This window comes from Haloplanus rubicundus (assembly GCF_003342675.1).
In the GTDB taxonomy this organism is placed as follows: Archaea; Halobacteriota; Halobacteria; order Halobacteriales; family Haloferacaceae; genus Haloplanus; species Haloplanus rubicundus.
The window spans coordinates 1528032-1553488 of record NZ_CP031148.1; the positions used below are offsets into that span (position 1 = coordinate 1528032).

At 70.5% G+C, this 25457-nt stretch carries 25 protein-coding genes; 6 read left to right on the forward strand and 19 right to left on the reverse strand.

Annotated elements, in window-relative coordinates; translation table 11 throughout:
* Positions 1-14: 14 nt before the first annotated feature.
* The 12 genes from DU484_RS08690 to DU484_RS08745 all read right to left on the reverse strand — a co-directional run bounded on the left by DU484_RS08690 (position 15) and on the right by DU484_RS08745 (position 13322).
* Positions 15-1103, reverse strand: a complete 1089-nt coding sequence (locus DU484_RS08690; RefSeq protein ID WP_114605715.1) for an aldo/keto reductase — start codon at positions 1101-1103, stop codon at positions 15-17.
* A gap of 51 nt (positions 1104-1154) precedes the next feature.
* Positions 1155-2312 (reverse strand): DHH family phosphoesterase, encoded by a 1158-nt coding sequence (locus DU484_RS08695; RefSeq protein ID WP_114585637.1) that lies wholly within the window; start codon positions 2310-2312, stop codon positions 1155-1157.
* 74 nt (positions 2313-2386) lie between these two features.
* Positions 2387-3256 (reverse strand): SDR family oxidoreductase, encoded by an 870-nt coding sequence (locus tag DU484_RS08700; protein WP_114605716.1) that lies wholly within the window; start codon positions 3254-3256, stop codon positions 2387-2389.
* Positions 3257-3262: 6 nt separating this feature from the next.
* The gene (locus DU484_RS08705; RefSeq protein ID WP_114585639.1) at positions 3263-3694 is read right to left on the reverse strand and encodes a DUF5791 family protein; all 432 of its coding nucleotides are present in this window, start codon (positions 3692-3694) and stop codon (positions 3263-3265) included.
* A gap of 31 nt (positions 3695-3725) precedes the next feature.
* On the reverse strand, positions 3726-6794 hold the full coding sequence (locus tag DU484_RS08710) for a DUF7286 family protein (RefSeq protein WP_157969543.1): 3069 nt from the start codon (positions 6792-6794) through the stop codon (positions 3726-3728).
* Positions 6791-7648, reverse strand: coding sequence for a DUF7284 family protein (locus DU484_RS08715; RefSeq protein ID WP_157969297.1), 858 nt, complete (start codon positions 7646-7648; stop codon positions 6791-6793). The genes DU484_RS08710 and DU484_RS08715 overlap by 4 nt, the downstream gene beginning before the upstream one ends.
* Positions 7645-8040: a DUF7285 family protein gene (locus DU484_RS08720; RefSeq protein WP_114585642.1), complete on the reverse strand. Its 396-nt coding sequence runs from the start codon at positions 8038-8040 to the stop codon at positions 7645-7647. The genes DU484_RS08715 and DU484_RS08720 overlap by 4 nt, the downstream gene beginning before the upstream one ends.
* Complete coding sequence (locus DU484_RS08725) at positions 8021-8488, reverse strand: DUF7283 family protein (protein WP_114585643.1); 468 nt, start codon at positions 8486-8488, stop codon at positions 8021-8023. The genes DU484_RS08720 and DU484_RS08725 overlap by 20 nt, the downstream gene beginning before the upstream one ends.
* 121 nt (positions 8489-8609) lie before the next feature.
* The gene (locus tag DU484_RS08730) at positions 8610-10331 is read right to left on the reverse strand and encodes a type II secretion system protein (protein ID WP_114605718.1); all 1722 of its coding nucleotides are present in this window, start codon (positions 10329-10331) and stop codon (positions 8610-8612) included.
* The gene (locus tag DU484_RS08735; RefSeq protein ID WP_114585645.1) at positions 10328-12265 is read right to left on the reverse strand and encodes an ATPase, T2SS/T4P/T4SS family; all 1938 of its coding nucleotides are present in this window, start codon (positions 12263-12265) and stop codon (positions 10328-10330) included. Before DU484_RS08735 ends, DU484_RS08730 begins: the two co-directional genes overlap by 4 nt.
* Before the next feature lie 32 nt (positions 12266-12297).
* On the reverse strand, positions 12298-12726 hold the full coding sequence (locus DU484_RS08740; protein ID WP_114605719.1) for a DUF7311 family protein: 429 nt from the start codon (positions 12724-12726) through the stop codon (positions 12298-12300).
* Complete coding sequence (locus DU484_RS08745; RefSeq protein WP_114605720.1) at positions 12723-13322, reverse strand: DUF7310 family coiled-coil domain-containing protein; 600 nt, start codon at positions 13320-13322, stop codon at positions 12723-12725. The genes DU484_RS08740 and DU484_RS08745 overlap by 4 nt, the downstream gene beginning before the upstream one ends.
* A gap of 86 nt (positions 13323-13408) precedes the next feature.
* On the opposite strand from DU484_RS08745, the gene DU484_RS08750 reads away from it, so the two are divergent.
* Positions 13409-14488 (forward strand): tubulin/FtsZ family protein, encoded by a 1080-nt coding sequence (locus DU484_RS08750; RefSeq protein ID WP_114585648.1) that lies wholly within the window; start codon positions 13409-13411, stop codon positions 14486-14488.
* A gap of 82 nt (positions 14489-14570) precedes the next feature.
* On the opposite strand, the gene DU484_RS08755 is transcribed toward DU484_RS08750, so the two are convergent.
* Entirely contained in the window at positions 14571-15923 is a 1353-nt protein-coding gene (locus DU484_RS08755) for an alkaline phosphatase family protein (protein ID WP_114585649.1), read from the reverse strand.
* A gap of 264 nt (positions 15924-16187) precedes the next feature.
* Here DU484_RS08755 and DU484_RS08760 point away from each other — a divergent pair, with 264 nt between their 5' ends.
* On the forward strand, positions 16188-16433 hold the full coding sequence (locus DU484_RS08760) for a DUF7123 family protein (protein WP_114585650.1): 246 nt from the start codon (positions 16188-16190) through the stop codon (positions 16431-16433).
* Here DU484_RS08760 and DU484_RS08765 read toward each other — a convergent pair.
* From DU484_RS08765 to DU484_RS08775, 3 genes are read right to left on the reverse strand one after another with little or no spacing between them, the layout of a single operon-like run.
* A complete protein-coding gene (locus DU484_RS08765) occupies positions 16421-17044 on the reverse strand; it encodes a winged helix-turn-helix transcriptional regulator (RefSeq protein ID WP_114585651.1) in 624 nt (207 codons plus the stop codon). The two genes, DU484_RS08760 and DU484_RS08765, sit on opposite strands and share 13 nt — an antisense overlap.
* Positions 17045-17091: 47 nt before the next feature.
* Complete coding sequence (locus tag DU484_RS08770; RefSeq protein ID WP_114585652.1) at positions 17092-18240, reverse strand: SPFH domain-containing protein; 1149 nt, start codon at positions 18238-18240, stop codon at positions 17092-17094.
* 47 nt (positions 18241-18287) lie between these two features.
* A complete protein-coding gene (locus DU484_RS08775) occupies positions 18288-19571 on the reverse strand; it encodes a cytosine deaminase (RefSeq protein ID WP_114605721.1) in 1284 nt (427 codons plus the stop codon).
* A gap of 106 nt (positions 19572-19677) precedes the next feature.
* Between DU484_RS08775 and codB the strand changes: the two genes are divergently transcribed.
* Positions 19678-21072: a cytosine permease gene (gene codB / locus DU484_RS08780; RefSeq protein WP_114605722.1), complete on the forward strand. Its 1395-nt coding sequence runs from the start codon at positions 19678-19680 to the stop codon at positions 21070-21072.
* Here the strand turns inward: codB and DU484_RS08785 are convergent.
* Complete coding sequence (locus DU484_RS08785; protein WP_114605723.1) at positions 21069-21608, reverse strand: tRNA (cytidine(56)-2'-O)-methyltransferase; 540 nt, start codon at positions 21606-21608, stop codon at positions 21069-21071. The genes codB and DU484_RS08785 overlap by 4 nt on opposite strands.
* A gap of 82 nt (positions 21609-21690) precedes the next feature.
* On the opposite strand from DU484_RS08785, the gene DU484_RS08790 reads away from it, so the two are divergent.
* Both DU484_RS08790 and DU484_RS08795 read left to right on the forward strand, forming a co-directional pair.
* Positions 21691-22620: an NAD-dependent epimerase/dehydratase family protein gene (locus DU484_RS08790; protein ID WP_114585656.1), complete on the forward strand. Its 930-nt coding sequence runs from the start codon at positions 21691-21693 to the stop codon at positions 22618-22620.
* 29 nt (positions 22621-22649) lie between these two features.
* Entirely contained in the window at positions 22650-23432 is a 783-nt protein-coding gene (locus DU484_RS08795) for a DUF2797 domain-containing protein (protein ID WP_114605724.1), read from the forward strand.
* A 17-nt stretch (positions 23433-23449) separates the two neighbouring features.
* Here the strand turns inward: DU484_RS08795 and DU484_RS08800 are convergent, their stop codons facing one another.
* The gene (locus DU484_RS08800) at positions 23450-23764 is read right to left on the reverse strand and encodes a hypothetical protein (protein WP_114605725.1); all 315 of its coding nucleotides are present in this window, start codon (positions 23762-23764) and stop codon (positions 23450-23452) included.
* Between the two features lie 129 nt (positions 23765-23893).
* Here DU484_RS08800 and DU484_RS08805 point away from each other — a divergent pair, with 129 nt between their 5' ends.
* The gene (locus tag DU484_RS08805; protein ID WP_114585659.1) at positions 23894-24322 is read left to right on the forward strand and encodes a hypothetical protein; all 429 of its coding nucleotides are present in this window, start codon (positions 23894-23896) and stop codon (positions 24320-24322) included.
* 30 nt (positions 24323-24352) lie between these two features.
* Here DU484_RS08805 and DU484_RS08810 read toward each other — a convergent pair whose 3' ends face one another.
* Positions 24353-25453: a glycosyltransferase gene (locus DU484_RS08810; protein WP_114605726.1), complete on the reverse strand. Its 1101-nt coding sequence runs from the start codon at positions 25451-25453 to the stop codon at positions 24353-24355.
* Positions 25454-25457 lie beyond the last annotated feature (4 nt).

The following is a 25457-nucleotide window of genomic DNA, read 5'->3' on the forward strand; positions in this document are numbered from 1 at the left end:
ACAGTCACAGAGTATTACTCGAAGACGGCGTCGAACGCCCGCGCGCCGAGCGGGTCGAACGTCCCCGCGGCGACGTTCTCCGCGACGTGATCGGGGTCGCTCGCTCCCACGAGCGCGCAGGTGACCCCCGGCGCGCTCCGTGCGAAGTTGAGCGCCCGCTGTGCGGGGGTGTCGCCCGTCAGTTCGGCGTCGACCGCCGGCGGGAGGCCGCCGGCGAGGTCACCCTGCCCGAGGCTGGCGCTCGTGAACACGTCCAGGTCGAGTTCGTGGGCCACCGCCAGCGCCGACCGGCGCTCCCCCTCGAACTCGTGGGCGCGGACGGTGAAGGCGTCGGCCATGTGGACGTTGAACGGGAGCTGGATCGCCTCGAATCCCGTCTCGTCCCGGCCGACCGTCTCTGCGGCCGCCCGGGCACGTTCGACGACCCGCGGGAGCGACAGGTGGGCGTCGTCCTCGGGCGGGACGCGAAACGCGTCCCACGTCGCCACGCCGTAGCGGCCGATGTCGCCCGCCGCGACCCGGCGCTCCAGTCGCTCGAACGTCGCTTCGAGTTCTTCGTACACGTCCCCGCGGGACCGAACGCGAAGCTGTGTCTCCGGGTTGTGGACGTAGTAGCAGTCAACCGTCTCGAGGCCGAGGGCGTCGAGCGAGCGGTCCAGCAGCGCCTCGATGGCGTCGGGGGCGATGCAGTGATATCCCGCAACGAGGTCCGCGGGGTCGACGGGACCGTTCTCGACGAACGTCTCGCGGACGTAGGCCGCGGGGTCGGCGGGGCGCTCGCCGTCGAAGGGGAGGAAGCCGCCCTTGGTGGCGACGACGACGGCGTCCCGATCCACGTCGGCCCCGTCTATCGCCCGTCCCACCACGCGTTCGCTTCGCCCACAGCGGTAGTTGACGGCGGTGTCGATCACGTTACAGCCTCCCTCCAATCCAGCGATCAGTGCGCGTTCGTAGGCCTCGTCGACGGCGTCGGTCGGGTCGCCGAGATACGTCCCGAGACCGACGCTCGAGACGACGCCGGGACCGAACCGTCGGAAGTAGGTTCGGCCGAAGCCGTCGCCGAAGCGGTCCCGGTACGCCCACGTGGCGCGTGTGGTCGCCATGGGGTGGCTACGTCGGCGACGCAATAAGACCTCTCGATCCCGCTCACGACGCTACAGGTCGCCTTCGAGCGCCCGCCAGAGCCGATCGGTGAGCGTGTTCTCGCGTGCGGGCCAGACGAACTCCCCGTCGTCGAGGGAAATCTGTCCGCCGCCCATCCGCGCGTGGCCGCCGCCGCCGGCGCTGGGGATGTCCTCGAGCGCGGATTCGAGCGCTCGCCCCATGTGGACCCGGTCGTCGCGGGAGCGCCCCGAGAGATAGAGGACGCCGTTCCGCGCGCCGTAGACGATGGCGGCGGTGACGCCCTCGAGGCGGATGAGTTCGTCGGCCGCCTGTGGAATCGCGTCGACGTTCGACACCTCGCCCACGTCGCTGATGGCGAAGGCACCCTCGACCTCGCGTTCGCGGATGGCCGTCGCCTTGATCTCCAGCGTCTCCGCGCTCACCTGCGGGTTGGCGATGCGGTCGAGCAGGTTCTCGTCGACGCCCGCCGAGAGGAAACTGCTCGCGGCGAAGTCGGCCGGGTCGATGCCCGACGTGAGCCGGTTCGTGTCGGTCAGGATGCCGAAAAAGAGCCCCGTCGCCACGCGCGAGGGGACGACGTACGTCGAGTCGATTTCGCTCTCGTGGGTATCCGGTGGTACCGGCGTGGCGTCGAGGTCCTCGAAGTACTCGGCGATCACGCTCGAACAGGCGCCGTACTCGGTGCGGACGTCGGTGAACGACTCGCCGCGCCCGTCGCCGGGGTGGTGGTCGACGACGGCGACCGGGCGGACGGTCTCGGATCCCGAGAACCCCCGCGGCTCGTTGTGGTCGACTAGAATCACCGCGCCGGACGCCAGATCCTCCGCCCGCTCGATCTGATCGAGTTCGACTTCGAGGACGTTCCGGAATGCCCGGTTCTCTTGATGCCGGATTTTCCCCGAGAACTGAATCGTCGCCGCCGTCCCCACCTGATCGGCCAGCGACGCGACGCCCATCGCCGCCGCCATCGCGTCCGGATCGGGATTGGGGTGTGTCAGGATCGACACCTGATCGTGTTCGGCTACCATCGACGCGAACCGCACGCCCGACGGCCGAGTGAACTGGTGGAGGACGTAGCCACCACCGATCAGCACGACGACACTGACGAGCAACGCCGCCAGCAACTCCGGATACGACTGGGCGAACGTCACCGCCCGCTGGACGAACTCCTCGGCGGCGACCGACATACCCTCCCCGACTCGGTCAAAGGGCAAGAGTATTCTCCTATTGAGTCGGCTCGGATAGGACTAAATATCCGTCGTCAGTCGTCCCGAAACGCGTCGATAGCCGGCCGGTAGCCGTCCCGAACCGTCGGATACCGGAGTTCGTAGCCGAGTTCGTGGAGTCGGTCGTTGGCACACCGCTTGTTCGCCCGAACCCGACGGCTGACTTCGCCCGCGGCCGCCCGCTCTTCGACCGTCTGTTTCGGTGCGTGGGGGCGGCCACACTCGTCGGCGAGCCAGTCGGCGAAGGCCCACTTCGAGACGGGGTCGTCGTCGACGGCGAGGATCACCTCGCCACGCGCCCGGTCGGTCTCCAGCAGATGTGCGACGACGCCCGCCGCGTCGTCGCGATGGATCGAGTTGAGATACCCCTCCGTGACGGGACCGTCGAGGTAGTAGTCCAGCCGATAGCGGTCCGGCCCGTAGAGACCGCCGAAGCGAACGACCGTCCCGTCCATCGGATCCGCCTCCAGCGCGATTCGTTCCGCCTCGACCAGGACGCGTTGCCGGTCCGTCGCGGGGTCGGGTGTCGTCGATTCGTCCACCCAGCCACCGTCGTGGTCGCCGTAGACGCCGGTGCTCGACGTGTAGACGAGCCGATCCGGCGGCGACGCCCGCGCGCCGAACGTCTCGACGACGGTCCGCAGGCCGTCGACGTACGCCGCCCGCGCCGCGTCGACGCCGCGGCCGCCGGCGCTGGCCGCGTACACCAGCCAGTCCGCGTCCGGGACGGCGGCGAGCGATTCGGCGTCGGTCAGGTCGGCGCGGACGGCCTCGAACCCCGCCGCCTCGATGTCGTCGAGTCCCGCGTCCGACCGGCGGACGCCGACGACGTCGTGTCCGGCGTCGGTCAACTGCCGGCCGAGTTCGAGACCGACGTAGCCACAGCCCAGAATGGCGACGCGCACGAGAGATCAGCGGGCGTTTCGCCCGGCGATGTAGCCGTGGATCGCGGCGAGTTCCGCGAGCGTCATTGGGATGCGCCCTTCGATGGCCTGCTGTACCTCCTGTCCCGAGAGGTCGAGGTCGACGTTCGAGGCGATGGTGTCGACGTCGACGACGCCGGTCGTCATCCCCATCAGCAGGCGGTCGCGTACCTCCTGTACGATGGCGTCGGCGTCGGGGGCGTCGTCGTCCACGGCGAGAATCGCCGCCGCCTCCGAGAGCGTTAGCGTCGACGACCCGCCGTCGAGGAGGGCCGCAATCGTCTCGGCCTCGACGCCCGCCTCGGCGGCCACGGTCTCCACGCCGCGGGCGTCGACCACGGCTCGCAGTTCCCGCTCGTAGGCGTCGCGAAGTTGTTCTGGCGACAGCGTCTCCGGTTCGTCGGCGGCGTCGTAGAGCATACGTCGGATGGGCACCCCGCCGACAAAAGTCTCACTCCGAATCCCGACAGGCACTCGCCTCCCACGAGGTACATCTCGGCTCCGGCCACGTCCCCGCACGCTCGTCGGCGTTCCCGTCCACGTCGCCGACGCCGCCACGGTACGCCGGGACGGCGACGGCGACGACCGTTCCCGTCTCGAAGGCGACCCGTTCGTCGTGGCCGAGTCGCTCCGGCGCCCCGTCCCCGTCGACGTCCAGTCGCACCGCCGAGCCGTCGCGGACGTACCTGACCGCCGCCCCCGGCGTCGACGCCGGCGCACCGCGTCGCGTCCGGAGCGTGAAGCGGGCGTACGCCCCTCGAACCGACACGTCCCAGACGTTCACCGTCGCGTACCAGTACTCCGGCACCGGTGCGACCGGCAGTCCCGCCGCGACGCGGCCGAACGAGCCGTTCAGATACCTCGATCTGACCCGGTCGCTCGCTTCCGAAATCGCCCGCTCGGTGGCTCGCTCCCGAACCCGCGTCAGCGTCTCGTTGACCGCCTTCTCGGCAGTCCTCGCCGCCGCGGTTCGGCGGACGGCCACGAACGCGGCGTCGAGGCGCGTCTCCAGTCGCTCCCGACGCCTCTCGCTCGGGTCGGACGCTCGCGCGTCGGCCGCGGCGGCGATGGCGGCGGCGAGCGATCCGTTACTCGCCGCGAGCGCTCGTCGGCCGGTCCCATCCCATCGGGCGACGCCCTCGTCGACCGCAGCCCGCGCCGCCGAGCGCGTGAGTTGCGTCTCGTTCCGGACGATACGTCGCGCACGTGCCCTGATGACGGCCATCGAGTCGTCCACCGATTCCCGGAGCCGCCGGCGTGACTCGGGCGTCGATCCGTTCGATATCGACTCCGAGGCGATCAGGGTGTGTCCAGCCGTCCGGAGTCGTACCCCCGTTGGTCCGCCGACCCCCTGCTCGACCGTCGCGTCGGCGGCGTCGCCGTACGGCACGGTGAACAGGTTGGTGTTCTTCGCCGAGAGCGGGTGGTACGGGCGCGAGGGTGGAACGCCGGACGCCCGGTCGTGACTCACCGACGTGACCGTGAGATACGCCGGCGACCCGTCCGGGACGACGACGACCGGACCGCCGGGCGGGGACCCGGGGAGCGACGTCTGCCGTATCGGTGTCGGCGTGTTCCGAAGACGGAAGATGTCGTGCAGTCGCTCCGTGGAGCCGACGCCGACCCGATGGAGCACCGCGTCGAACGCTCGCTGCGTCTCGTTGTGGTTCGCCGACCGCCGCTCCAGTCGTCGAATCGTCTCGTCGAGCAGCGCGGCCCGGGCGCCGTATCGGCCCCGGTCCGCCGCGCCGTAATACTCGTTCGGGGCGTCGATCAGCGTCGCCCGTCGACGGCGGAGTTCGGCCGCCAGCCGCTCGGGTGGGTTCGTCGTGTAAGTCGCGACCCGCCCCGCGCTCACCGAGACGGAGACGTTGGCGAGCTGGCCACGGAACGCGGTCAAGTTCTCGTTCGTCCACGAGCGGAGGTCGGCCGGCCGGTCACCGTAGACGGTCCGTTTGCGGACGTCGAGATCGCGGGCGGCGACGGCGGCGGCGACCGCGTCCCGACCACCCTGCTCGTCGACGAGCCGCCGAGAGGCCTTCGCCGACACGTTCGCGAGGTTCGGGCCGTCGAGCGGGCCACCGCGTTCGAAGCGCGGACGCGTCGGTCGATCCGGTGCCGTCCCGTTCGGGGCGTATCGCCCGACCAGCGTCACGCCCACCCGATACCGTTCGGTCCACTCGCCGCCCGTGGTCCTCGTCTCGTTTCCGCGCCGCCACGTCCACGTCACCCGTCGGTCGAGTTCGACGTGTCTGGCGAACCCGTCGAACCGACGTTCCCCGGCCCGGGCGTCCGGCGTCGGCCCGACGCTCGACTCGACCGTCGGGTTCGCGCTCTCGTCGGTGTCGACGAGCGACCACCCCTCGCCCGGGGACTCGAACTCCGGACGGGGCTCCGCGTACGTCTGCCGCCGCGTCGTTCGGAGCTTCGCCTCAACCCGATAGGCCGCCCGGAGGACCTCGCGTAGCGACCGGTTCGACCGGACCGAGTCCGTCCGGAGGCCGGCCAGGGCTCGCCCCGAAATCGTTCCCACGTCGACGTCCAGCCGCCGGTTCGGAGACGCGTTGTCCGCCCCGTGTCGGGGCGGAAGCGACGCCGACGGCTCCCGGATCGCGTTCGGCCGCGGGAGGACGCGCTCGGCCATCGAGCTGTCGACCGGTGCCCCGGCCGCGAACTCCTTCACCCCGAATTCGAGCCGTGCGCGCTGCATCGCCTCCCGGCCCTCGGGGTCGCTCCGCCCGAACGCCTCCCGCTGTGCTTCGAGCACCGCGCCGTTGGTCGACAGCTCCACGTGACGGTTCGCGACGACGTTGGCGATGGGCGCCGTCCCGTAATGTTGGGCGTAGCCGCGCGCCCACGCGATGGGGTAGAGTCGCGCGCTCAACCGACGGCCAAGCCCCGGCCCGTCGAGCGGCCCGCGGTTCAGCCGCGTCTCGAACGCCGTCGCCCTGTCGTGAAGCGTCAACACCGGCGTCGAGACAGTCACCGTTCGATCCCGTCGCTCGCTGGCGACGACCCGCCCCGACTCCAGCGCGGTGACGGTCAAGTTGCGGACCGTCACGCGGAGGGCGGTTCCGTTCTCGACCCCGCGAATCTCGATTCGTTCCATGCCGCGTTGGAGTTCGGCCGGCGTCGTCGCCTCCGGAAGCGTAGCGGCGGCGGTCACGTCCCCCCGGCGGTACCGCGTCACCGACAGTCGCTCCTGGACGCGCAGATAGATCCGCAGCCGGAGGGCGTCCCGAAACGGCGTCGAGTCGCTCAACAACCGCCCGTACGGCGTCTCCGCGGGAGCCGTCACCGGCTCCGCCGCCGCCTCGCGCGCCGCCTCCGCGACTCCCGACCGAAGGGCGGCCGTCGCCTCCGCGGACGACCGCTCCATCGCCGCGTCGACGCCACGGTCGACCCGATCCGGTCCCTGCGTCGAGATGGCCGCACCGAACGTCGACGCACCGACGAGGAGCACGATGCCAACGAGCGCGAAGGGGACGCGCCCCCGCCGGTCCTCGGCGAACCGGGTCACGGCCACGTCCTCACGACGATGCGGACACGACCGAGACGAACGCCCTCGGCGGCCGTCGTGGCCGAGGTGTTCGTCGACCGCAGGTCTCGTGCGACACGATCCGACAGCGCCGATTCGAGGCGTTCGTTGGCGTCCGCGACGCCGCCGTCGGCGAGCCGTGGCGGCCGCGAGACGCCGAGTCGAGTGGAGACGCGTCGGTATCGGTGACGGACGAGCGCCGCCGACGGCGGCGCCCCACCCGCGGCGGTCCGGGTGCGAGTCGCTGGGAAGAGCCCCCGTACGAACCCGTCGGCCACGACGTCGGCGACGCCGTCGATCCCGCGTGACCGGGCCGCGCGCCGGCTCGACTCCCGCGTCGTCGGGAAAGCGCTCGACACCTCGACCGTCGCCGCGTGCACCGGCCGGTCCGGCGGCGGGCGACTCCCGACGACGACCCGCCCCTCCATGGACGACTCGGGATACGGCCGCCAGGTCGCGGTGATCCGCGTGTGATTCGGCTGCACGACGCCTCGTACCGACCGACCGACTGCACGACCGAAGCCGTCCCGCGCGTACCAGAGCCGTTCGCCGTCCACTTCGATGCGGGCGACGGCAGCCCGCGCGAGGAGTCCGGCCAACGTTCCGTGGCTCGTTCGGTCGAAGCGGACCGAGCGATCCAGCACGCCGACGGCCGTCGTTTCGCCCCGGGGCGTGAGCGTGTAGTTGACCGACGTGGTGGTCGTCGTCAGCGTCGACGCCACGTCGGCGGCACGCCCCTCCTCGGGTGGCTCGCGTGGCGTCGCAGTCGTCACGGTCACCACCGCGGCGCTGATCAACAGCAGACAGAGGACGGCGTCGAGGACGGTGCTCGTCACGCCCACACCTCCACGCGAACCCGGCCGGGGCGAATCCGCCCCGGCGCCAGTCGGACGCTAATGGTGCGCCCCGCGGTGTCGGTGTCGGCCCGTCGCCCCGGCGGCCTCGGCCCCGCGTGCCATCGCTCCCCCGCCGCCGCCACCGTGACGTTGAGCCGGTAGCCCGCCGGCCCGGCGCGCCGTGCTCGCTCCGTCCGGTCGGGGACGGCGACGCCACCGGCCGCGAGTCGGTCGACGACGCGGTCGAGCGTCGGCGTTGCCACGTCCCGCTCCGTCTCGTATCCCGCCCCTGCGAGCGCCGTCGCGTACGTGGAGACGGCGGCACACACCGCCAGCAGGCAGACGAGCGCAGCGATCGGCTCGACCTGCCCCCTAGCCGACGAGCGTGACATCACACCCCTCCCACACGACGTGTCGGACGATCAGCGGGCCGTCGACCGGCCGCCACCGGGGTGCTCGTCGACGCGCGTCGCGGCCGGCCGCACAGAGCGCTTCGCCGGAGTCGAAATGTGTCCCCGGTGGAGCGCCGCGGAGGATCGCCTGGAGCCCTCGTGCCCGGGTTGCGGGTGTCACCGGGCCGAACGCGAACGTCGCGTGCGTCGTTCCGGCGTCGTTTCGGAGGCCGAGGCGCCTCGAGCCGACTCGAACCGATTCCGCGTCGAGCGGCTGCTCGGCGGTCGCCGGGTGAGCCGTCGCCGCCGTTCGGTCGACCGTCTCGGCGGCGTCCCCCGCGGCGGGGGGTGGCGCCGTCGGTAGCGTCGTCCCGACGCCCACGAGCGCGACGCTCGCGAGCGACAACCCGAGCCAGACGTACCACGCGTCGACTGGAACACCGATCATGGGATGGGGTGGCCCCGTCACCGCACTTGAATCTCGGGTCATACGGATTATTGTAAGTCATCACCGGTGGTTCGCCGAGACAATCCGGCGAACCACCGGTAAACAGTTACAATAAACCGTATCAGAGAAAGAGGCCGGCGCCCACGAACGCCGCGAGATAGCAGGCGGTCGCGAGACAGAGGGCGACGCCGACGCGGTGACCGACGAGCGTCCGGTCGAGTCCGTGGGTCAATCCCGTCGAGAGCGTCGTGAGCGCGGCGGCGAGCCACAGCACGTACGCGCCGACGGCGAGGCCCAACTCGGCCGTCGGGAGCGGGGCAGCCCCGAACGGTGCCGTCGTCCCCGTCTGCGTGACGCGGGCCGACAGCGCGACCGTCGTCCCGCCGACGATGGGTCCGAAGGCCGCGGCGGTGTTCGAAAGCGTATCCGTCACCTGTCCCAGTTCTCGGCGTGCCGCTTGCTCGATCCGGTCGAGTTCCGCGACGTGTTCGGCCGTCGTCACCAGTGCCTCACCGGCCGGCCGTCCTTCGGTCGCCGCGAGCGAAAACAGCGTCGCCACCTCACGTGCCCGCCGACTCGGAAGCGTCGCGAGGGCACCGGCCTCGCCGTCGAACGCCTCGTCGACCGTGACGCCGAGCCGGCGCTGCCGATTCGCCGCGTCGGTCAGCATCGCTCCGGTCGCTCCCGTCAGCCGCTCCGCTGCACCGGCGATAGCCGTCTCGACGGCTTCGCCCGCTGCCACCCGTCGTCCCACGAGGTGGCAGGCGTCGCCGAGTTCGGCCTCGACGGCGCGGACGCGCTCGTGCACCCGTTTCGCCGGGCGAGCGTCGACGACGAGGGCGACGCCGGCACCGAAACCGACCGCGGCGACCGGTGCCGCCCACGGGGCGACTAGGCGCGTCGCACCGTAGCCGCCGACCGCCGCCGCGACGACGCCACACCCCACGACGTGGAGGCGGCGATTCGGCGTCTCCGGATGGTCACGACCGATCCGCGGCGGCGGGAAGGCGACGGGGCGACGGGCGAGAAGCCACGCACCCACCCCGACCACCCCCGTCGGCAACACGAGGTCGTACAGCGCGACGACGACCGACAGCGGGAGCCGGACGCCCGTCGCCCGCGCCGCCGGCAGGACGCCGATCAGCGCGAGCGGCAGGAGGACGCCGAAGGCATACAGCCCCGTGACGGCGCCCCTGATCTCGCCCGTGAACGAGGCCAGTTCCTCCTGCACCCCGTCGAGCGCCGCCTCGACGGCCCGGTCGAGATGTCGGTCGCGCTCGGTCGCCGGTGCCGACGCGGCGGCGTCCAGTCGCGTCACGGCTCGTCCGAGCGCCGGGAACCGGTCGGCCCACTCGTCCGCGAACGCGTCGATCCCGCTCCGTGGCGTCCCTGCAGCCCGTTCGACGTGGTCACCGAGGCTCGCCGCGAGCGGTCCGTGCCCGGTGCGGGCGGCGAACGCCGCCGCCCGCTCGATCGTCGGATCGATCCGCAACCGGAGGGCCGTCCGCCCGACGAGCGAGGCGGCGGCGCCGAGCGCCCGGGTGCGGGCAATCGTCGCCAAGAACTGCGGTCCCCGGTCCGCGACGAACGGGACGGCGACGCCGGCGGCCATGCCAGCGGACCCGACGGCGACGCCGAGCCGTGGAGTCGCGACCGTAGCTACCGACACGCCGGCACCGACGGTGGCGACGACGACGAGGACCGCCGCGGCACGTGCCGCCGCGCCGAGCATCTCGGCGTCGACGCCGGCCGCCAGATACGACAGCGCCCGTTCGGTCTCTGGCTCGGGATCGACGGCCCACGGCCACCAGCCGGCGAGTCGGTCGACGACCGGGACGATCATTCCGTCACCCGCCGACGGTGTGCCGCGTCCACCTCGTCGGCGGCCGTCCGCTCGGAGTCGGCGAGGTCGGACAGCATGGCCTCGCGGTCGTCGAGCGCCGTCAACACGTCCGCGTACGACTCGTCGGGGCGGGCGAGCGACGCCACGAGGTGGCTGTTCCCGCGGTCGACGACGCCCGTCGACTCCGTACCGTCGGGACCCCGTTCGAACAGCGACTCGAAGGCCACCTCGCCGTCGGCGTGACGGACTTCCTCGATGCCGGCGACCCGTCGCCGCTCGTCCGCGGAGAGAGTGACGAGCAGGTCGGTCGCCGCGAACGAGGACGCCGGGACGCCCAGGTCGGTCACGACGCGTTCGAGGACCGACTCGGCGCCGTCGCCGTGGATCGTCCCGAGAACGGCATTCGACGCCGCGCCGACCCGCATCGCCTCGTAGAGCGTCGACGCCTCCTCGCCCCTGACTTCGCCGACGACCAGCGCGCCGTCGCCGAGCCGGAGCGCCGTGCGCAACGCCTCGGTCGCCGAGAGCGCCGGGCCGTCGTCGGCTTCGGTTCTGACGGCCTGGACGTCCCGTCCGACGTCGTGGAGCGCCGCGACCGGGAGTTCTGGCGTGTCCTCGACCACGACGGTCCGGGTCGACGGCGGGAGTTCCCACAGGAGCGCTCCACAGAGTGTCGTCTTTCCTGCGCCGCGCGGCCCGGCGATCAACCCCGCCGCGGCACGCTCGACGGCCAGCGAGCAGAGCGCCGCCGCGTCGGCCGGGAGCGTTCCGTTCGCCACCAGCGCCGGGAGCGTCCACGCGTCCGTCTCGTGGGCACGGAAGACGAACCCGGTGCCGTCGCTGGCGGGGTCGGTGACGCCCGCGACGCGAATCGACCCGCCGAACGGCCCTTCGGTCGTCGCGTCGAGTGTCGGGTTCGCGCGGGAGAAGCCCCGTCCACTCTCCCGACGAAACCGGGAGGCGAGCGCGGCCGCTCCCCGTCGCGTCAGGTAGACGTTCGTCGGCAGCCGCTCGCCGTCGGCGGAGACCCGAACCGGGCCGTCGCTCACCGGCGCCGAGGCCACCACCTCCGACACCGCCGGATCGGCGAAGAGATCGTCGAGGACGCCGTGGCCACGGGTGTGTTTGCGGAGGACGCGTTCGACCGCGTCGACGGAGACGGCCTCCTCGTCGGCGACGGCGTCGACCGCACGAACGGCGCGGGTGACCGGCCGGTCGCCGCCGACGTCGCCGGCCGCCAGTCGGTCGTAGGCGGCTGACAGGGCACGCCGCTCCGCGTCGTCCAGTCGCGAGCCGAGCGGTTCGAGCAGGTAGTGGTCGCCGCGGTCGGTGCGGTAGCGACGCACCGTCGCCCCGGTGTCGAGTTCGCGCCGCTCGACCAGCGTCGCCCCCGTCGGCGGGCGCTCGATCAGCCGCGAGTTCGACACCGTCAGTCCGACAGTCGAGGATAGCGCCGTCTCGTATTCGCCGTCGGCTCGCTCGGCGCCGGCGGCCAACCCCGAGCTGGCCGCCAGCTTCGCGACCGGCCCGGTGCGACCGGTCGCGGTACGCGCGGCGCCCAGCGGATCACGTCGCGCCCGCGTTGCGAGCGACTCGTCGTGGACGGCGACGCGGGCGGCGAACCGCCCGGCCGCGACCAGCAGTCCGACGGCGCCGTCGTCGTAGACGCGTTCGCGCCCGTCACGCCGGACGCGAACCGCGTCGGCGTCCCGGTCCGCGAGGGCGTCGACGACCGTCGCGCGACAGGTCGGTTCGGTAGCCAGGTCGCCCCCACCCTGGCAGTCGTCGGCGTCGACGACGAGCACCGCGTCGTCTTCGGGGTCCGATCCAGCCGGCGTCCGGAAGGTCGGTTCACACCGGCACTCGTCGTCGGCGCCCGTGTCCGACACGCCGTCCGTTCGCCCTCGCTCACGCAGCCGATCCAGCAGTCGCATGTGGCCGGTGGCCGCGGCATCGCTTTTCAACCTCACCCGACGGCGACGCCGACCCCGTCGTCGCGGACGAGCGAGAGTTCGAGACGACGCCGGGACCCACCGTCGAGGACGACGCGCCCGTCCGGCGTCCGGAGGTCGACTCCCGGCAGTCGCGTCCGGCGTGCGCGCGCGCCGTCGAGGCGATAGCCGATCTGATCGCGCTCGCCGTCGATCCACAGGCGCGCGCCGACGGCCGTCCACGACCGCTCCGGGAGGTGAACGCTGACGAGTCGCCGTGCACCCGCCACGCTCGGCGCCGTCGGGTCCTCGTGGGCCTGGAGCGACCGCACCGCGCGGTCGATCCGGTCGACCACGCGGTCGAGGTGGATCGTCGTCCGCCGCTCCCGCCCCTCGTCGACGGCGGGCGTCACCGCCGCCAGCAGGGCGACGGTCAGGCAGACGGCGAGGACGGCCCGGATCACAGGAGCCGACGGATGCGCTCGGCGAGCGACCGGTCGGCGTCGGCGTCGTCCGGCTTCGCCTCCATCGCCGCTGCGTCGGCGAGGGCGTCGTCGGTGCGGGCGGCCACCTCGCCGGTCAACGAGCCGTCACGGTCGCGACTGCGGTCGCCGACGCGACCCGCACCCTCACTCCGGTCGCCCGCGACGCTCGGTTCGCGCCGGCTTGAGTCGCGTTGCGAGGTGGTTCGTGCGTCGCGAGGTGGGGCCGTGGCGTGGTCGCGGTCGGTCGGTTCGTTCGCGACGCTCGTCTCGTCCCGACCGCTCACCGCTTCGCGCACCGCCGCCAGTTCGGATTCGAGGCGGTCGACCCTGGCGACGGCGGCGTCCGCTCGCCGCTCGACCGCTTCGTCGACTGCCCGGACGCCGCCGGCGAAGCCACGGAGCGCCTGCACCGCCGCGTCGAGTTCGGCCACCCGGGCCTCGATGTCGCCGACGGTCGCCTCGAGTTCGTCGAGGCGGGCGTCCATCCGTGCGGCCTCGGGGAGGCCGTCGTCGGCGTGACCGTCGGTTATCGTGCGTTCGAGGGCGGCGACGCGTTCTTCCAATCTGTCGTCCATGTTGCGCGGTGGTTCCGGCATCGTACCTAAAATCTCGGCTGCACGCAACGGAGCGTTGAAGAGGGCGCAAGACACACGTCGGACGTATGAAGTCCGTCCTGATTGGCGTCGGGCAGGCCGGTGGCAAGGTCACCGCCGCGCTGTCCGACTTCGACGCGCGAAACGGGTTCGGTGCCGTCGTCGGGTCGCTCGCGGTCAACAGCGCCCGCTCGGACCTCCAGTCCCTCCCTCTCGATACCGTCCTCATCGGCGGCGCCGAGGTGAACGGGCACGGCGTCGGCGGCGACAACGAACTCGGCACGCAGGTGATGCAAAACGACCTGCAGGAAGTGATGGGTGCCATCGACGGTCGTACGACGGCCGAGGCCGAGGCGATATTCGTCGTCGCCGGCCTCGGCGGTGGGACGGGGAGCGGCGGCGCGCCGTATCTCGTCAGCGAACTGCAGGAGATATACGACCTCCCCGTCTACGGACTGGGTATCCTCCCCGGCCGCGACGAGGGATCGCTCTACCAGGTGAACGCCGGTCGGTCGCTGAAGACGCTACTCCGTGAGGCGGACGCCACCCTCCTCGTCGACAACGACGCGTGGCGGTCGTCGGGCGAGAGCCTCGAATCCGGCTACGAGGCGATCAACGAGCGCATCGCCCGGCGGGTCGGCCTCCTCCTCGCCGCCGGCGAGGCGACACAGGGCGTCGGCGAGTCCGTCGTCGACAGCTCCGAGGTCATCAACACGCTCCGCGGAAGCGGCGTCGCGACGCTCGGCTACGCCTCGGCCGACGCCTCGTCGGACGCCGCCGCGAACGTCAACGTCGTCACGAGCACGACCCGGCGGGCAGTACGCTCCGGGATGAGTCTCCCCGAGACGACGACTGCGGAACGCGGGCTGCTGGTCGTCGCCGGCCGCCCGGACGCCATCTCGCGGAAAGGCGTCGAACGCGCCCGCTCGTGGCTGGAGACGGAAGTCGACACGATGGAGGTGCGCGGCGGCGACTTTCCGACCCGTGACGACCGCCTCGCCGCGCTGGTCCTGCTCGGCGGCGTCGCCCACTCCGACCGTCTCGAGGGCTTCCTCGAACGCGCGCGACAGGCGGCCCGCGAGGAGGAGCAACGAGCGGAGGAGGACGATGCGGGACTCACCGACGACCGGATCGACGGCCTGCTCTAGCTCATAGGAAGTATCGTAACTGTCCAGAGATTCTCGCCGAGACGGTCCGGCGAGAATCCCTGACGACTTCCGATGACCCCTATCACTTCGACGTGACGAGGCTCCCGCCGTCGAAGTCGGTGCGTCCGTAGTCGACGTCCATCAGGTCGAGAATCGTGGGCGCGATGTCGAACAGGTCCGCGTCGGTGATGGAGACGGACGGGTCGTCGACGAACAGTGTCGCGTTGTCGAAACTGTGCATCCCGTTGCGCGGCCCCACGTCGAACACCTCGTCGTGGCTCTTGAACCCGGATTTGAGGTCGAAGCCGTGGTTCGGGATGGCGACGAGGTCGGGTGCGATGTCGTCGTGGGTCCCCCGGAAGGCGTCCTCCTTCTCGACGACTCGCTCACACACCTTCTTCCCGTCCGGCCCTTCCAGCGATTCGAGCGCCGCCTTCAGTTCGGCGCGCACCTCGTCGTACTCCTCCTCGGGGACGGACCCACGCGGTTCGCGCCCTTCGAGGTTGATGTAGAACCGACCCGGAATGAGCGAGTACGCGCGGGATTCCTCGGCGATGTCGGTCAGGTCGTCGTGGTCGTCGTCCTCGAAGGAGAGCCATCCTTCCTCTTCGAGCCACGCGTTGCAGTGGACCTCGTAGTCGAGCGACGTGAAGCCGTGGTCGCTGGCGACGACGAGCGTCACGTCGTCGGGGAGCATCGCCCGAATCTTGCCGACGTAGTCGTCGACCTTGCGGTAGAAGTCCATGAACGCCTCCTTGTTCTCGCCGTCCCGTTCGTAATCCTTGAACAGGAAGTGATTGACCCGGTCGGTCGTCATGAAGACGCCGAAAAACAGGTCCCAGTCGTCCCCCTGAAGGTAGTGGGAGAAGGCCTCGAAGCGGGTGTCGAGGGTGTCGTGAGCGTCCTCGACGAAGTCGCTTTTGTCCTCCCTGTGTCCGAGTTTGGCGTTCACGTCGATGGCGTAATCGATGGACTGCAGGTAGTCGCGGAGTTCGTCGGGGTGGGCGGCCTTGTCGACGCCGGGCGAGAGAAAGCCCGACACCATCCGCTGGACGTTCCGCTGGGGCGGGAACGTGACGGGGACGTTCATCACCGTCGCCTCCCGGCCGGCCTCGTCGAGGCGGTCCCAGATGCGCGGTGCCTGTACGTCCTGTCCCATCGGGACGTAGGTGTCGTACGATCCGACCTCGCGGTCTTGGAAGCCGTAGACGCCGGTCTCACCCGGGTTGACGCCGGTCGTGAGCGCCGGCCAGCACGCGCTCGACTCCGGCGGGACGATGCTGTCGATGGCACCCGCACTCCCCTCGTCGGCGAGTGCCGCGAAGTTCGGAAACTCCTCCGGATGCTCCTCGAGGAGGCTAAACGGCACTCCGTCGATGCCGACGAACGCGACGCGCGGGTGGTCCTCACCGCGCAGCCGATCGAACAGACCCATACCACCGCATACCCGTGACGCTAATAAGTATCTTCGTTTCCGGCGGATACCCGTCGGTAGCTGTGTCGCCGTTGCGGTCACGTCGTGACCCGTCGGCGGCCGAGCCACGGGCCGGCATCGACGCCGCCGGCTGTTAGGCGACCGTACCTCGTGGGCCATCTTCGGCGGGTGTTACACCTCGAGAACGCGAGAAAACCGACCGACGGAAGCGTGTTAACCGCACGTACCAAACCCCCTATTACCGACTCGGTCCACTCCTCTGGTATGAGCACGACCACCGCGGGCACCGACCTCAACGAGAAACAGCGGCGCATCCTCGGCTACCTCCGCGAACACGCGGCCACCAAGACGTACTTCAAGTCCCGACTCATCGCGCAGGAACTCGGCATGACCGCCAAAGAGGTCGGTGCAAACATGACCGCGATCCACACCGGCGAGTTCGACGTGGACGTGGAGAAGTGGGGCTACTCCTCGGGGACGACCTGGAAGGTCGACGTTCAGGGGTCGTAACGAACGAGCGAGTCGGCGTCGGCCGCGAACGCCCGCGTCTCGGCGTCGAAGGAGTCGGCGTAACGGACCAGTAGCGTGATGATCGTCTCCGGACGCGAGACGGCGTAGCCGTCCGTCCGATCGAGCAGTCCCGCGTCGTCGAGCTGTGAGGCGTACGTGCTCACCGTCGCCCGCGACACGTCGAGGGCGCTCGCTATCTCGCTGCCCGTCGCGTCCGGGTGGCGAAGGAGCGTCAACAGCATCCCCCGCGGCGTCTCTCGACGCAGGTAGCCAAGCGCCACCTGCTCGAACGTCGAGAAGCGGTCGGCGAGGAAGAAGCGCCGGTAGTCGCCGTCGCGTCGCGAGACGAGTGCCCCTTCGTCGAGCAGCCGCCGGAGGTGGTGTTGGGTCTCACCCGTCCCGAGTTTCAGGTCGTCACGGAGCTTCGAGAAGTGGGCGCCGGGCGTCGCGTTCACGTAACCGAGGATGGCGTCGCGGGCGTCGTTGTCGCCTGTCTGTGCTTGCGCCTCGCCGGCGCTCAGGCCGGCGAGCGGCGTCGCCGCTCCCAGTGCGGCGAATCGTCGTAGCGTCGCCCGCTTCTCGGCGTCGACCCCCCGGTCCCCACTCGGCATCTACCGCACAGTCGTCATCTGCCGACTAAAACGTGTCGCCCCCACGGCTACTCCGTCTCCGTCTCCGTCTCAGACTCCTCGCCCGTGAAATCCGCGCCCCTATCCGCCTCTTGAACCACCTCGTCGGCGCTTTTGATGTCCGTTCCCGCGCCCGACTTGATCGCTTCGGCCTCCTGTTCGAGCTCCTCGATGTCCATCTCGGCCGCTTCGTCGATCTGACCCAGAATCTCCTCGATGTCGTCGAGGCCGATCAGCTCGCGGGTCTCGTCGTCGAATTCGAGCGAGCTCAGTCCCTGCTGATCCTGCACGTCGCTCCCGCTCAACTGCTTGCCGTACCGGCCGACGAGCGACGTGAGTTCCTGCGGGAGGACGAACGTCGTCGACTCGCCCTGCCCGATGCGCTCCAGCGTCTCCATCCCCTTGTCGATGATCGCGCGTTCGCCCATCGACTCGGCGGACTTCGCGCGGAGGACCGTCGAGATGGCGTCACCCTGCGCTTCGAGGATCTGACTCTGCTTTTCACCCTGGGCGCGGATGATGTTCGACTGCTTCTCACCCTGGGCCGTCTCGACGGCGCTCCGCCGTTCACCCTGCGCTTCGAGGATCATCGCTCGGCGGCGACGCTCCGCGGAGGTCTGTTGCTCCATCGCCTGTTGCACGTCCTTCGAGGGGTTCACTTCCCGGACCTCGACCGATTCGACGCGGACGCCCCACTCGTCGGTCGGTTCGTCGAGTTCCTTCCGGATGCGGGCGTTGATCTCCTGGCGCTTGTTCAGCGTGTCGTCGAGTTCCATGTCGCCGAGGACGGCCCGCAGGGTCGTCTGGGCGAGGTTCGACACCGCCATCTTGTAGTTGTCCACCTCGAGGAACGCCTTGCGGGCGTCCATCACCTTGATGTAGACGACGGCGTCCGCGGTGACCGGGGAGTTGTCCCGCGTGATCGCCTCCTGTCGCGGCACGTCGAGCGTCTGTGTCCGCATGTCGAAGGCGTACGTCCGCGAGACGAACGGCGGGATGAAGGTGATGCCCGGTTCGAGCAGGCGGCGGTACTCGCCGAAGACGGTGAGGGCCTTCTTCTCGTAGGCGTCGACGATCTCCACCATCTGGTACACCGTGACGATGGCGAGAAGCAGGACGAGCATACCGACGAGGAGCGGTCCGAGGCTCGGGATCAACTGCAGTACGACGGGGGCCATGGTCGGCTCTTAGGGTGTGGTCGGCAAAAGGGTTCGCACGGTCGGGATCAGCGGTGGAAGTCGACCGGCCGCTCCCCGGAGTCCCGACGGACCGTCGTCGTCGCCGGCGCCGTCCGTGCCACCGGTTCGCCCTCCCGGAGTACGAGCGTCCGCGGCGCGCGGGTGCGGAGCGCGTTGAACGCGTCGGGACTGTCGTAGACGACGAGCGACCCCGCCGACCCCTCGACGAGGCCGTACTCGTCCACTCCGAACACGTCGGCGTTGGCCTCGGTCAGCATCGTCCACAGGTCGGCCACGTCGTCTCGGCCGGCCATGTGGGCGTAGTGCAGGAGGACGAACGCGGCGTCGAGGGGGTCGGCCTGTCCGTAGTGGTACCACGGATCGAGGACGGAGTCGTGGCCGATGCCGACGGTGACACCCGCCGCCCGCAGTTCGTCGATGCGCGTGTGCCCGCGCCGCCGCGGGTAGTCGTCGTAGCTCCCCTGCAGGACCGAGTTGTCCGGCGGGTTCGTCACGACGCTCACGCCGCTCTCGGCGAGCAGGGAGATCAGCTTGTCGGCGTAGGCGTTGTTGTAGGAGTGCATCGCCGTGGTGTGACTCGCCGTCGTCCGGTCGCCGATGCCGCGCTTGAGCGCCTCGCTCGCCAGCACCTCGGTGAACCGCGACCCCGGATCGTCCGTCTCGTCGATGTGCAAGTCGAGGGGGAGGTCGTGGCGTTCGGCGAGGTCACAGACCGTCTGGACGCTCCGGACCCCGTCCTCGCGGGTGTGTTCGTTGTGCGGGATCGCTCCGATCACGTCGACGCCCATCGACACCGCCTCGCGGAGCAGGTCCGCGTTGCCCTCCTCGGTGAAGAGACCGTCCTGCGGGAACGCGACGACCTGCAGGTCGACGAGGTCCGAGACCCGGTCGCGAAGTTCGAGGAGCGCCTCGACCGTCGTCAGCGACGGCTCCGTCGTGTCCGCGTGGGTCCGGATGCGCGTGACGCCGTTGGCCGCGTACCACTCGACGGTCCGCGTCGCCCGGTCGACGATGTCGTCGACGGTGATATCGGCCTTGTACGCCGCCCAGACCTCGATGCCCTCCGCGAGCGTTCCGCTCTCGTTCCAGGACGGATCGCCGGCGGTCCCCGTCGCGTCGAGGTGGACGTGGGGTTCGATCAGCGGCGGCGTCACCAGTCGCCCGTCCGCGTCGTGGCGCCGATCCGCCGGGAACGCCTCTGTGTCCCCCTCGCCGGCAGGGGCGATCCGTCGAATCGTCCCGTCCCTGATCTCGATGTCGACGGCGTCGCCGTCGAGGGTCCGTCCCCCCGTGACGATGTACTCGGTCATATCGGATCGATGACCAGCCGGTACATATTCTTTCGCACTCCGGATTTCCGGACGAACGTGGGCGTAATGCCAAATTTTATCAACAATACGTGTGCGTCAAGGGGTAATGGCAACAGAGGACGAATCATCAACCTGGCGGACGTTCGTGTTCGGTGACGAAGACCTGCCCGACCCGGACTACCCGATAGATCATGTCCCGCGTGACGAACGCAAGGGGCTCGTGAGTATCTCCGCAGTGTTGCTCGGTTTCGTCTTCTTCGCCGGGACGCTGTGGTCCGGTGCGGAAGTCGGGGCGGCGATGGGATTCGGCCCGATGCTCTCGGCCACCGCCGTCGGCTACGCCATCCTCGGCGTCTACGTCGCGGCGCTGTGTGGCATCGCCGCGAAGGCCGGGTTGACGACCGTCCTGCTCGCGCGATACAGCTTCGGCCGGTGGGGCGCGAAGTTCGCCGACCTCCTCCTCGGCGGGACGCAGGTCGGCTGGTTCGGCGTCACCATCCCGATGGTCGCCATCCCCACGGCGACGTTTTTCGGCGTCGAATCCCGGAGCCTGATCCTCGCGCTCATCGTCGTCTGGGGGGTCCTTCACCTCGCGACGGCCTACTTCGGCTACGAGGGGATGGAGAAGCTCTCGCTGATCGCCGTCCCGATTCTGGTCGTCGTCGGCCTGCTCTCGGTGTTCATCGCCGTCCAGGACGCCGGCGGCGTCTCCGGCCTGTTCGCCGGCACCGGCGGCGGGGAGATGGGCTTTGCCGCGGCGGTCACCATCGTCGTCGGCACGTTCATCAGCGGTGGGACGCAGGCGCCCAACTGGGCGCGGTTCGCGTCGTCCACCCGTGTCGGCTTCTGGGCGGGCCTCATCGCCTTCCTCGTCGGCAACGGCTTTCTCTTTCTCTCGGGCGCCGTCGGCGGCGCCGTCTACGACGTGACGCCCGCGGGTGACCTGTACGAGGTGCTCGCCGCGCAGGGACTGGCCGCCATCGGCCTGATCGCCCTGATCCTCAACATCTGGACGACGAACGACAACGCGGCCTACGCCTTCGGCGTCGCCGGCAGCGAGGCGTTCGAGTTCGACCGCAAGCGCCCCTTCGTGCTGGCCGGTGGCACCGTCGGCATCCTCCTCGCCCTCGCCGGCGCGGAGAGCCTGCTCATCCCGTGGCTGTCGACGCTCGGACAGTACGTCCCGCCGCTGGGTGGCGTCATCATCGCCGACTTCCTGCTCTGCTGGCGGCTGGATATTCCCCGGATGGACGACGTCGACTTCGCCGGGGTTCGATGGATCGCCATCCTCGGCTACGGCGTCGGTATCGTCGTCGCCATCCTCACCGCAGGACAGGTCGTCCCCGGCGTCGGCGCGCCGCAGGTGCTGCCCGGTCCCGGCGGGGCGGCCCTGAACGGTCTCGTCGCTGCCTTCGTCGTCCACACCGCGGCGTACTACCTGCTCGAAGAGACGGGCGTCCTCGCCGGCCACGACGTCGACGGCACGTCCGAGCGACTCTAGTCGTCCACTTCCTCGACGCGCTTGCCCGTCGCCTGCGGGATCACCCGGCGGTCCGCGTCGACCCACTCCCGGTCCAGTTCTCGCCCCTCGAACAGCCGATCCAGAAAGACGGCGAGCGCCGCCACCTCGGAGTGGGGCTGGTTCGTCACGCCGACGTTCCAGTCGGCGCGGTCGTACACCTCGAAGTCAACCTTTCCGGCGCCGACGACGAGGAGGAGCGGATCGTCGCGGTGGCGCTCCCGAATCGTCGGCGTCACGTCCTCGACTGGCTCGCCGTACATCGTGAGGTGGACGACGGTGCCCTCCCAGTCCCGGAGGAGGGGCCGATACGAGTCGGTGACGGTCACCTCGAACGGCCCACCGAAGCGGTCGGTGACCCCGGCGACCGTCTCCCGGGCCTGCGTGGCCTCGCCGACGAGGACGGCCCGGTCGGCGCCGAGCGCCCGCGCCGTCAGGGCGACGTGTGTCGTCATCCGGTCGTCGCGGCCGGGGCGATGGCCCAGACGCAACACGACGACCTCCGGACTGTCTTGCATGGACGTGCGGAGGTGACGGAGTGGGTAACGGCTTTCGGACCCGATCGGAAGGCACTTGCGCGGCCCGAGAGCATGGCCCGATATGCAACTCACCGACCGGCGGGTCGTGATCACCGGCGGTGCGGGCCTCATCGGGTCGCATCTCGCCGGCCGTCTCGCCCCGGACAACGAGGTGATCGTCGCCGACGACCTGTCGAAGGGGAAGGCGGACCGCGTCCCCGACGGCGCGGATCTCGTCGTCGCGGACGTGAAAGACCCCGACGACGTGGCCGACGCCGTCACGGGAGACACCGACCTCGTCTTCCACCTCGCCGCCTACACCGACACGAACCACGCCGAACCCCGGCGGATGTTCGAGGAGAACACCGCGATGACCTACACCGTCCTCCAGCGCGCCGAGGAGGTCGGCGTCGACGGCGTCGCGTTCACCTCCTCCTCGACCGTCTACGGCGAAGCACCGCGGCCGACGCCCGAGGACTACGCCCCCCTCGAACCGATCAGCGAGTACGGCGCGAGCAAACTCGCCGACGAGGGACTGGTCTCCACGTACGCCCACGCCCACGGCCTGCAGGCGTGGACGTTCCGCTTCGCCAACATCGTCGGGCCGGGGCAGCGCGGCAACGTGATCCCGGATTTCGTCGAGAAGCTCCGCGACGACCCCGAACACCTGACGATCCTCGGCGACGGCCGGCAGGAGAAGTCGTATCTCCACGTCGAGGACTGCGTCGACGCCATCTGCCACGTCGTCGCGCACGCGGACGCGCCGCTCAACACCTACAACCTCGGCTCGCGGACGACCACCTCGGTCAACCGCATCGCCGACATCGTGACCGAGGAGATGGGACTCGATCCGGACTACGCGTACACGGGCGGGGACCGCGGATGGACCGGCGACGTGCCGAAGATGCGCCTCTCCGTCGAGAAGCTCTCCGCGCTGGGGTGGGAGCCGCCGGAGTCGAGCGACGACGCCGTCCGCCGCGCCGCCCGGCAGTTGATCGACGAAATCGGATAGGCCTTTAGGCCGCAGGTCCAAGCCGACCCGTGCAGATCGTCGGCTACGAGACGGGCGACGGCGGCCTCCTCGTGAGCGACGGGAGCGCCGACGTCGAGGCCGACGCCCGACACCCGACCGCGGCCGTCGAGTACGTCCCCCTCGACCCCGGGACTGAGCTCTCCTATCGTCTCGGTGACCGTCACTGCGCGGGCGTCGTGACCGACGACGGCCACCGCCCCTGCGACGCCGACGGGGTGCCCCACTGCCCCGACCACACTTCCACGTGGGTCTGTGCCCGGTGTACGGGCACCTGCCTCAAAGACGAGATGGACTGTTTCGACGATCACGCCATCTACCTCGCCGCCTTCGCCCCGGACACGTTCAAGGTGGGCGTCACGAAGGCGTATCGGCTGGAGACCCGCCTCCGCGAGCAGGGGGCGGACCGCGGCGCGCACCTCCGTACCGTCGACGACGGGCGGATCGCGCGCGAAATCGAGGCCGAACTGGCGACCGAGATCACCGACCGCGTCCGGGTGCCCACGAAGCGCGCGGGCCTCGGCCGCGCCGTCGACGGCGCCGCGTGGCGGGCGCTCCTCGACGACTTCGACCCCGTCGAGACGTTCGACTTCGACTACGGCCTGGACATATCGGAGCGGCCGGTCGCCGAGACGCTGGCGACGGGGCGGGTCCGGGGGACGAAGGGCCGACTGCTCGTGCTCGATCAGGGGGGCAGCACCTACGCGGTCGATCTGCGTGATCTGGTGGGCTACGAGGTCGAGGAGGGCGGCACCGACCGACGGCTGCAGTCGAGTCTGGGCGCGTTCGGCTGACGGGGCAGTCGGGGCGGTCAGGCGCCCCGCTCCCACGACGGCGCCGCGTCGAGTTCCGGGACGTCGTCTTCGAGGTCCATCCACGCCGCCCCGTAGAAGCGTTGCCGTCCGATGGGTGTCCGGACGCGCACGACGACCGTTTCGCTCGTCACCCGGAACACCGACAGCGACCACGACGACCCGACGCGCTCCCACCGGCCCACTCGGACGGACGCCTCGTCGTCGACGACGCGGGAGCCGAGCTCCCAGCTCAGTCGCGTCAGTGCGGGGGGATCGAACGGCACGATGTCGGGGAGGGTCGCGCCGGAAGCGTGCTGTCCACGTGTAGCCATACCATGCGACACTGGATCCATCAGTAAAAAACGTACCCGTTCGCTCCGCCGCCGCCGGTCCGGCGCCGGTGTCGGGGTGCGTCTCGGGAGACGACAACCCTTTTCGGCGTGGCTCGCGAACCGGGTTCCATGGCAGACGACGACACCGGCGACGACGCTCCGGCAGAGGGTAGCGAGGAGAGCGAGGGCGGCGAGGAGGAGAAGTCCTTCCGCGAGCGCGTCGAGGAGATTCGCGAGCGACGCGCCGAGGAGCGCGAGGAGGGCGAGCGTCCCGACCCCGAAGAGATGATGGGCGGCGGCGAGGGCGGCAACCCCTTCGCCCAGATGATGAGCGGCATGATGGGCGGTGGCGGCCCGGGTGGCATGGGCGGCGGTATGGGCGGCGGTCCGCCGGGCATGGGCGGCGGTGGCGGCCCACCGGGCATGGGTGGCGGCCGCGGCGAGGAGGAGTCCGTCGGCAACGAGGAACTCGTCCGCGAGGTCCGACAGCTCCGCGACGAAGTTCGTGACGTGACCCGGCAGCTCCAGCGCATCGCCCAGGCCATCGAGGACGACTGACGGCGCCGGCGGTCACGCCGATTCGCGACTCTAGCTCACCCGTTCGTACACGTCAGCGAGGCGGTCGACCGCGTGGTCGACCCCGTGTCGCTCCCGCGTCTCGAGACACGTCTCCCGGAGCGCGTCGCGTTCGTCGAGCGTCCGCCGGATCGACGTTCGGAGGGAGTCGACGTCGCCCGTCTCGAAGTGATAGCCCGTGACGCCGTCCTCGACGGTGTCGGCGAGGGCGCCGTCGTTCGCGCCGACGACCGGTGTCCCGCAGGCGTTGGCCTCCAGCGCGACCAGTCCCTGCGTCTCGATCGGACTCGGGAAGACGAAGGCGTCGAGCGCGCTGTAGAACGCGGGGAGTTCCTCCCGGTCGAGGAAGCCGAGAAAGCGGGCGTCGACGCCGCGGTCGGCCGCGCGCGCTTCGAGTTCGTCGCGGGCCGGGCCGTCGCCGCCGAAGACGACCGTCGCGTCCAGCGCCGCCGCGGCGTCGACGACGTCGGCGAGGCGCTTCTCGTAGCCGTGGCGGCCGGTGTAGCCGATCAGCGTCTCGGCGTCGTCGAGGCCGTGTCGTGATCGGAACGCCGCGGCGTCGACGGGACGGAACCGGTCGGTGTCGATGCCGTTCGGGATGACGGTCACGGGCGTGTCGACGCCCACGTCGTCGAGGTGGTCGGCCGTCGCCTCGCTCGGCGCGAGCACCGCGTCCGCGTGGTCGAGGAACCACTTCTCGTAGCGCTCGCTCGCGCGTTCGACGAGTCGTTCGACGGCGTCGCTCGGCGCCACGTAGTCGGCGTACTCCGCCGTGGGAGTGTGATACGAGGCGACGAAGGGACGATCCGTCCGTCGCGCCAGCCGGAGCCCCGCGAGGCCGACGGCAAAGGGCGTGTGGGCGTGGACGATTTCGGCGTCCCGCACGCGCCGCGGGATCCAGGGCGTGCCGAGTCGGAAGCCCGGGTAGAAGGGAAAGGGGAGGCTCCGGACGGGGTACTCGCCGGCGCGCGCGGCGTAGCCGTCGGTGCGGGGGTAGACCACGTCCATCCGGCCGCCGCGGTCGGCCCAGCAGTCACGCCAGGCCTTGACGGTGTAGGTCACGCCGTTGACGGTGGGGAGATAGGTGTCGGTGAAGACGGCGACCGAACGCATTGTC

What these genes read in the sequence shown, in the direction of transcription:
- DU484_RS08690 (WP_114605715.1), bottom strand. Translation starts at nt 1,103, where the DNA reads ATGGCGACCACACGCGCCACGTGGGCGTACCGGGACCGCTTCGGCGAC.
- DU484_RS08695 (WP_114585637.1), bottom strand. Translation starts at nt 2,312, where the DNA reads ATGTCGGTCGCCGCCGAGGAGTTCGTCCAGCGGGCGGTGACGTTCGCC.
- DU484_RS08705 (WP_114585639.1), bottom strand. Translation starts at nt 3,694, where the DNA reads ATGCTCTACGACGCCGCCGACGAACCGGAGACGCTGTCGCCAGAACAA.
- DU484_RS08720 (WP_114585642.1), bottom strand. Translation starts at nt 8,040, where the DNA reads ATGTCACGCTCGTCGGCTAGGGGGCAGGTCGAGCCGATCGCTGCGCTC.
- DU484_RS08725 (WP_114585643.1), bottom strand. Translation starts at nt 8,488, where the DNA reads ATGATCGGTGTTCCAGTCGACGCGTGGTACGTCTGGCTCGGGTTGTCG.
- DU484_RS08730 (WP_114605718.1), bottom strand. Translation starts at nt 10,331, where the DNA reads ATGATCGTCCCGGTCGTCGACCGACTCGCCGGCTGGTGGCCGTGGGCC.
- DU484_RS08735 (WP_114585645.1), bottom strand. Translation starts at nt 12,265, where the DNA reads ATGCGACTGCTGGATCGGCTGCGTGAGCGAGGGCGAACGGACGGCGTG.
- DU484_RS08745 (WP_114605720.1), bottom strand. Translation starts at nt 13,322, where the DNA reads ATGGACGACAGATTGGAAGAACGCGTCGCCGCCCTCGAACGCACGATA.
- DU484_RS08750 (WP_114585648.1), top strand. Translation starts at nt 13,409, where the DNA reads ATGAAGTCCGTCCTGATTGGCGTCGGGCAGGCCGGTGGCAAGGTCACC.
- DU484_RS08755 (WP_114585649.1), bottom strand. Translation starts at nt 15,923, where the DNA reads ATGGGTCTGTTCGATCGGCTGCGCGGTGAGGACCACCCGCGCGTCGCG.
- DU484_RS08760 (WP_114585650.1), top strand. Translation starts at nt 16,188, where the DNA reads ATGAGCACGACCACCGCGGGCACCGACCTCAACGAGAAACAGCGGCGC.
- DU484_RS08765 (WP_114585651.1), bottom strand. Translation starts at nt 17,044, where the DNA reads ATGCCGAGTGGGGACCGGGGGGTCGACGCCGAGAAGCGGGCGACGCTA.
- DU484_RS08770 (WP_114585652.1), bottom strand. Translation starts at nt 18,240, where the DNA reads ATGGCCCCCGTCGTACTGCAGTTGATCCCGAGCCTCGGACCGCTCCTC.
- DU484_RS08775 (WP_114605721.1), bottom strand. Translation starts at nt 19,571, where the DNA reads ATGACCGAGTACATCGTCACGGGGGGACGGACCCTCGACGGCGACGCC.
- codB (WP_114605722.1), top strand. Translation starts at nt 19,678, where the DNA reads ATGGCAACAGAGGACGAATCATCAACCTGGCGGACGTTCGTGTTCGGT.
- DU484_RS08785 (WP_114605723.1), bottom strand. Translation starts at nt 21,608, where the DNA reads ATGCAAGACAGTCCGGAGGTCGTCGTGTTGCGTCTGGGCCATCGCCCC.
- DU484_RS08790 (WP_114585656.1), top strand. Translation starts at nt 21,691, where the DNA reads ATGCAACTCACCGACCGGCGGGTCGTGATCACCGGCGGTGCGGGCCTC.
- DU484_RS08800 (WP_114605725.1), bottom strand. Translation starts at nt 23,764, where the DNA reads ATGGCTACACGTGGACAGCACGCTTCCGGCGCGACCCTCCCCGACATC.
- DU484_RS08805 (WP_114585659.1), top strand. Translation starts at nt 23,894, where the DNA reads ATGGCAGACGACGACACCGGCGACGACGCTCCGGCAGAGGGTAGCGAG.
- DU484_RS08810 (WP_114605726.1), bottom strand. Translation starts at nt 25,453, where the DNA reads ATGCGTTCGGTCGCCGTCTTCACCGACACCTATCTCCCCACCGTCAAC.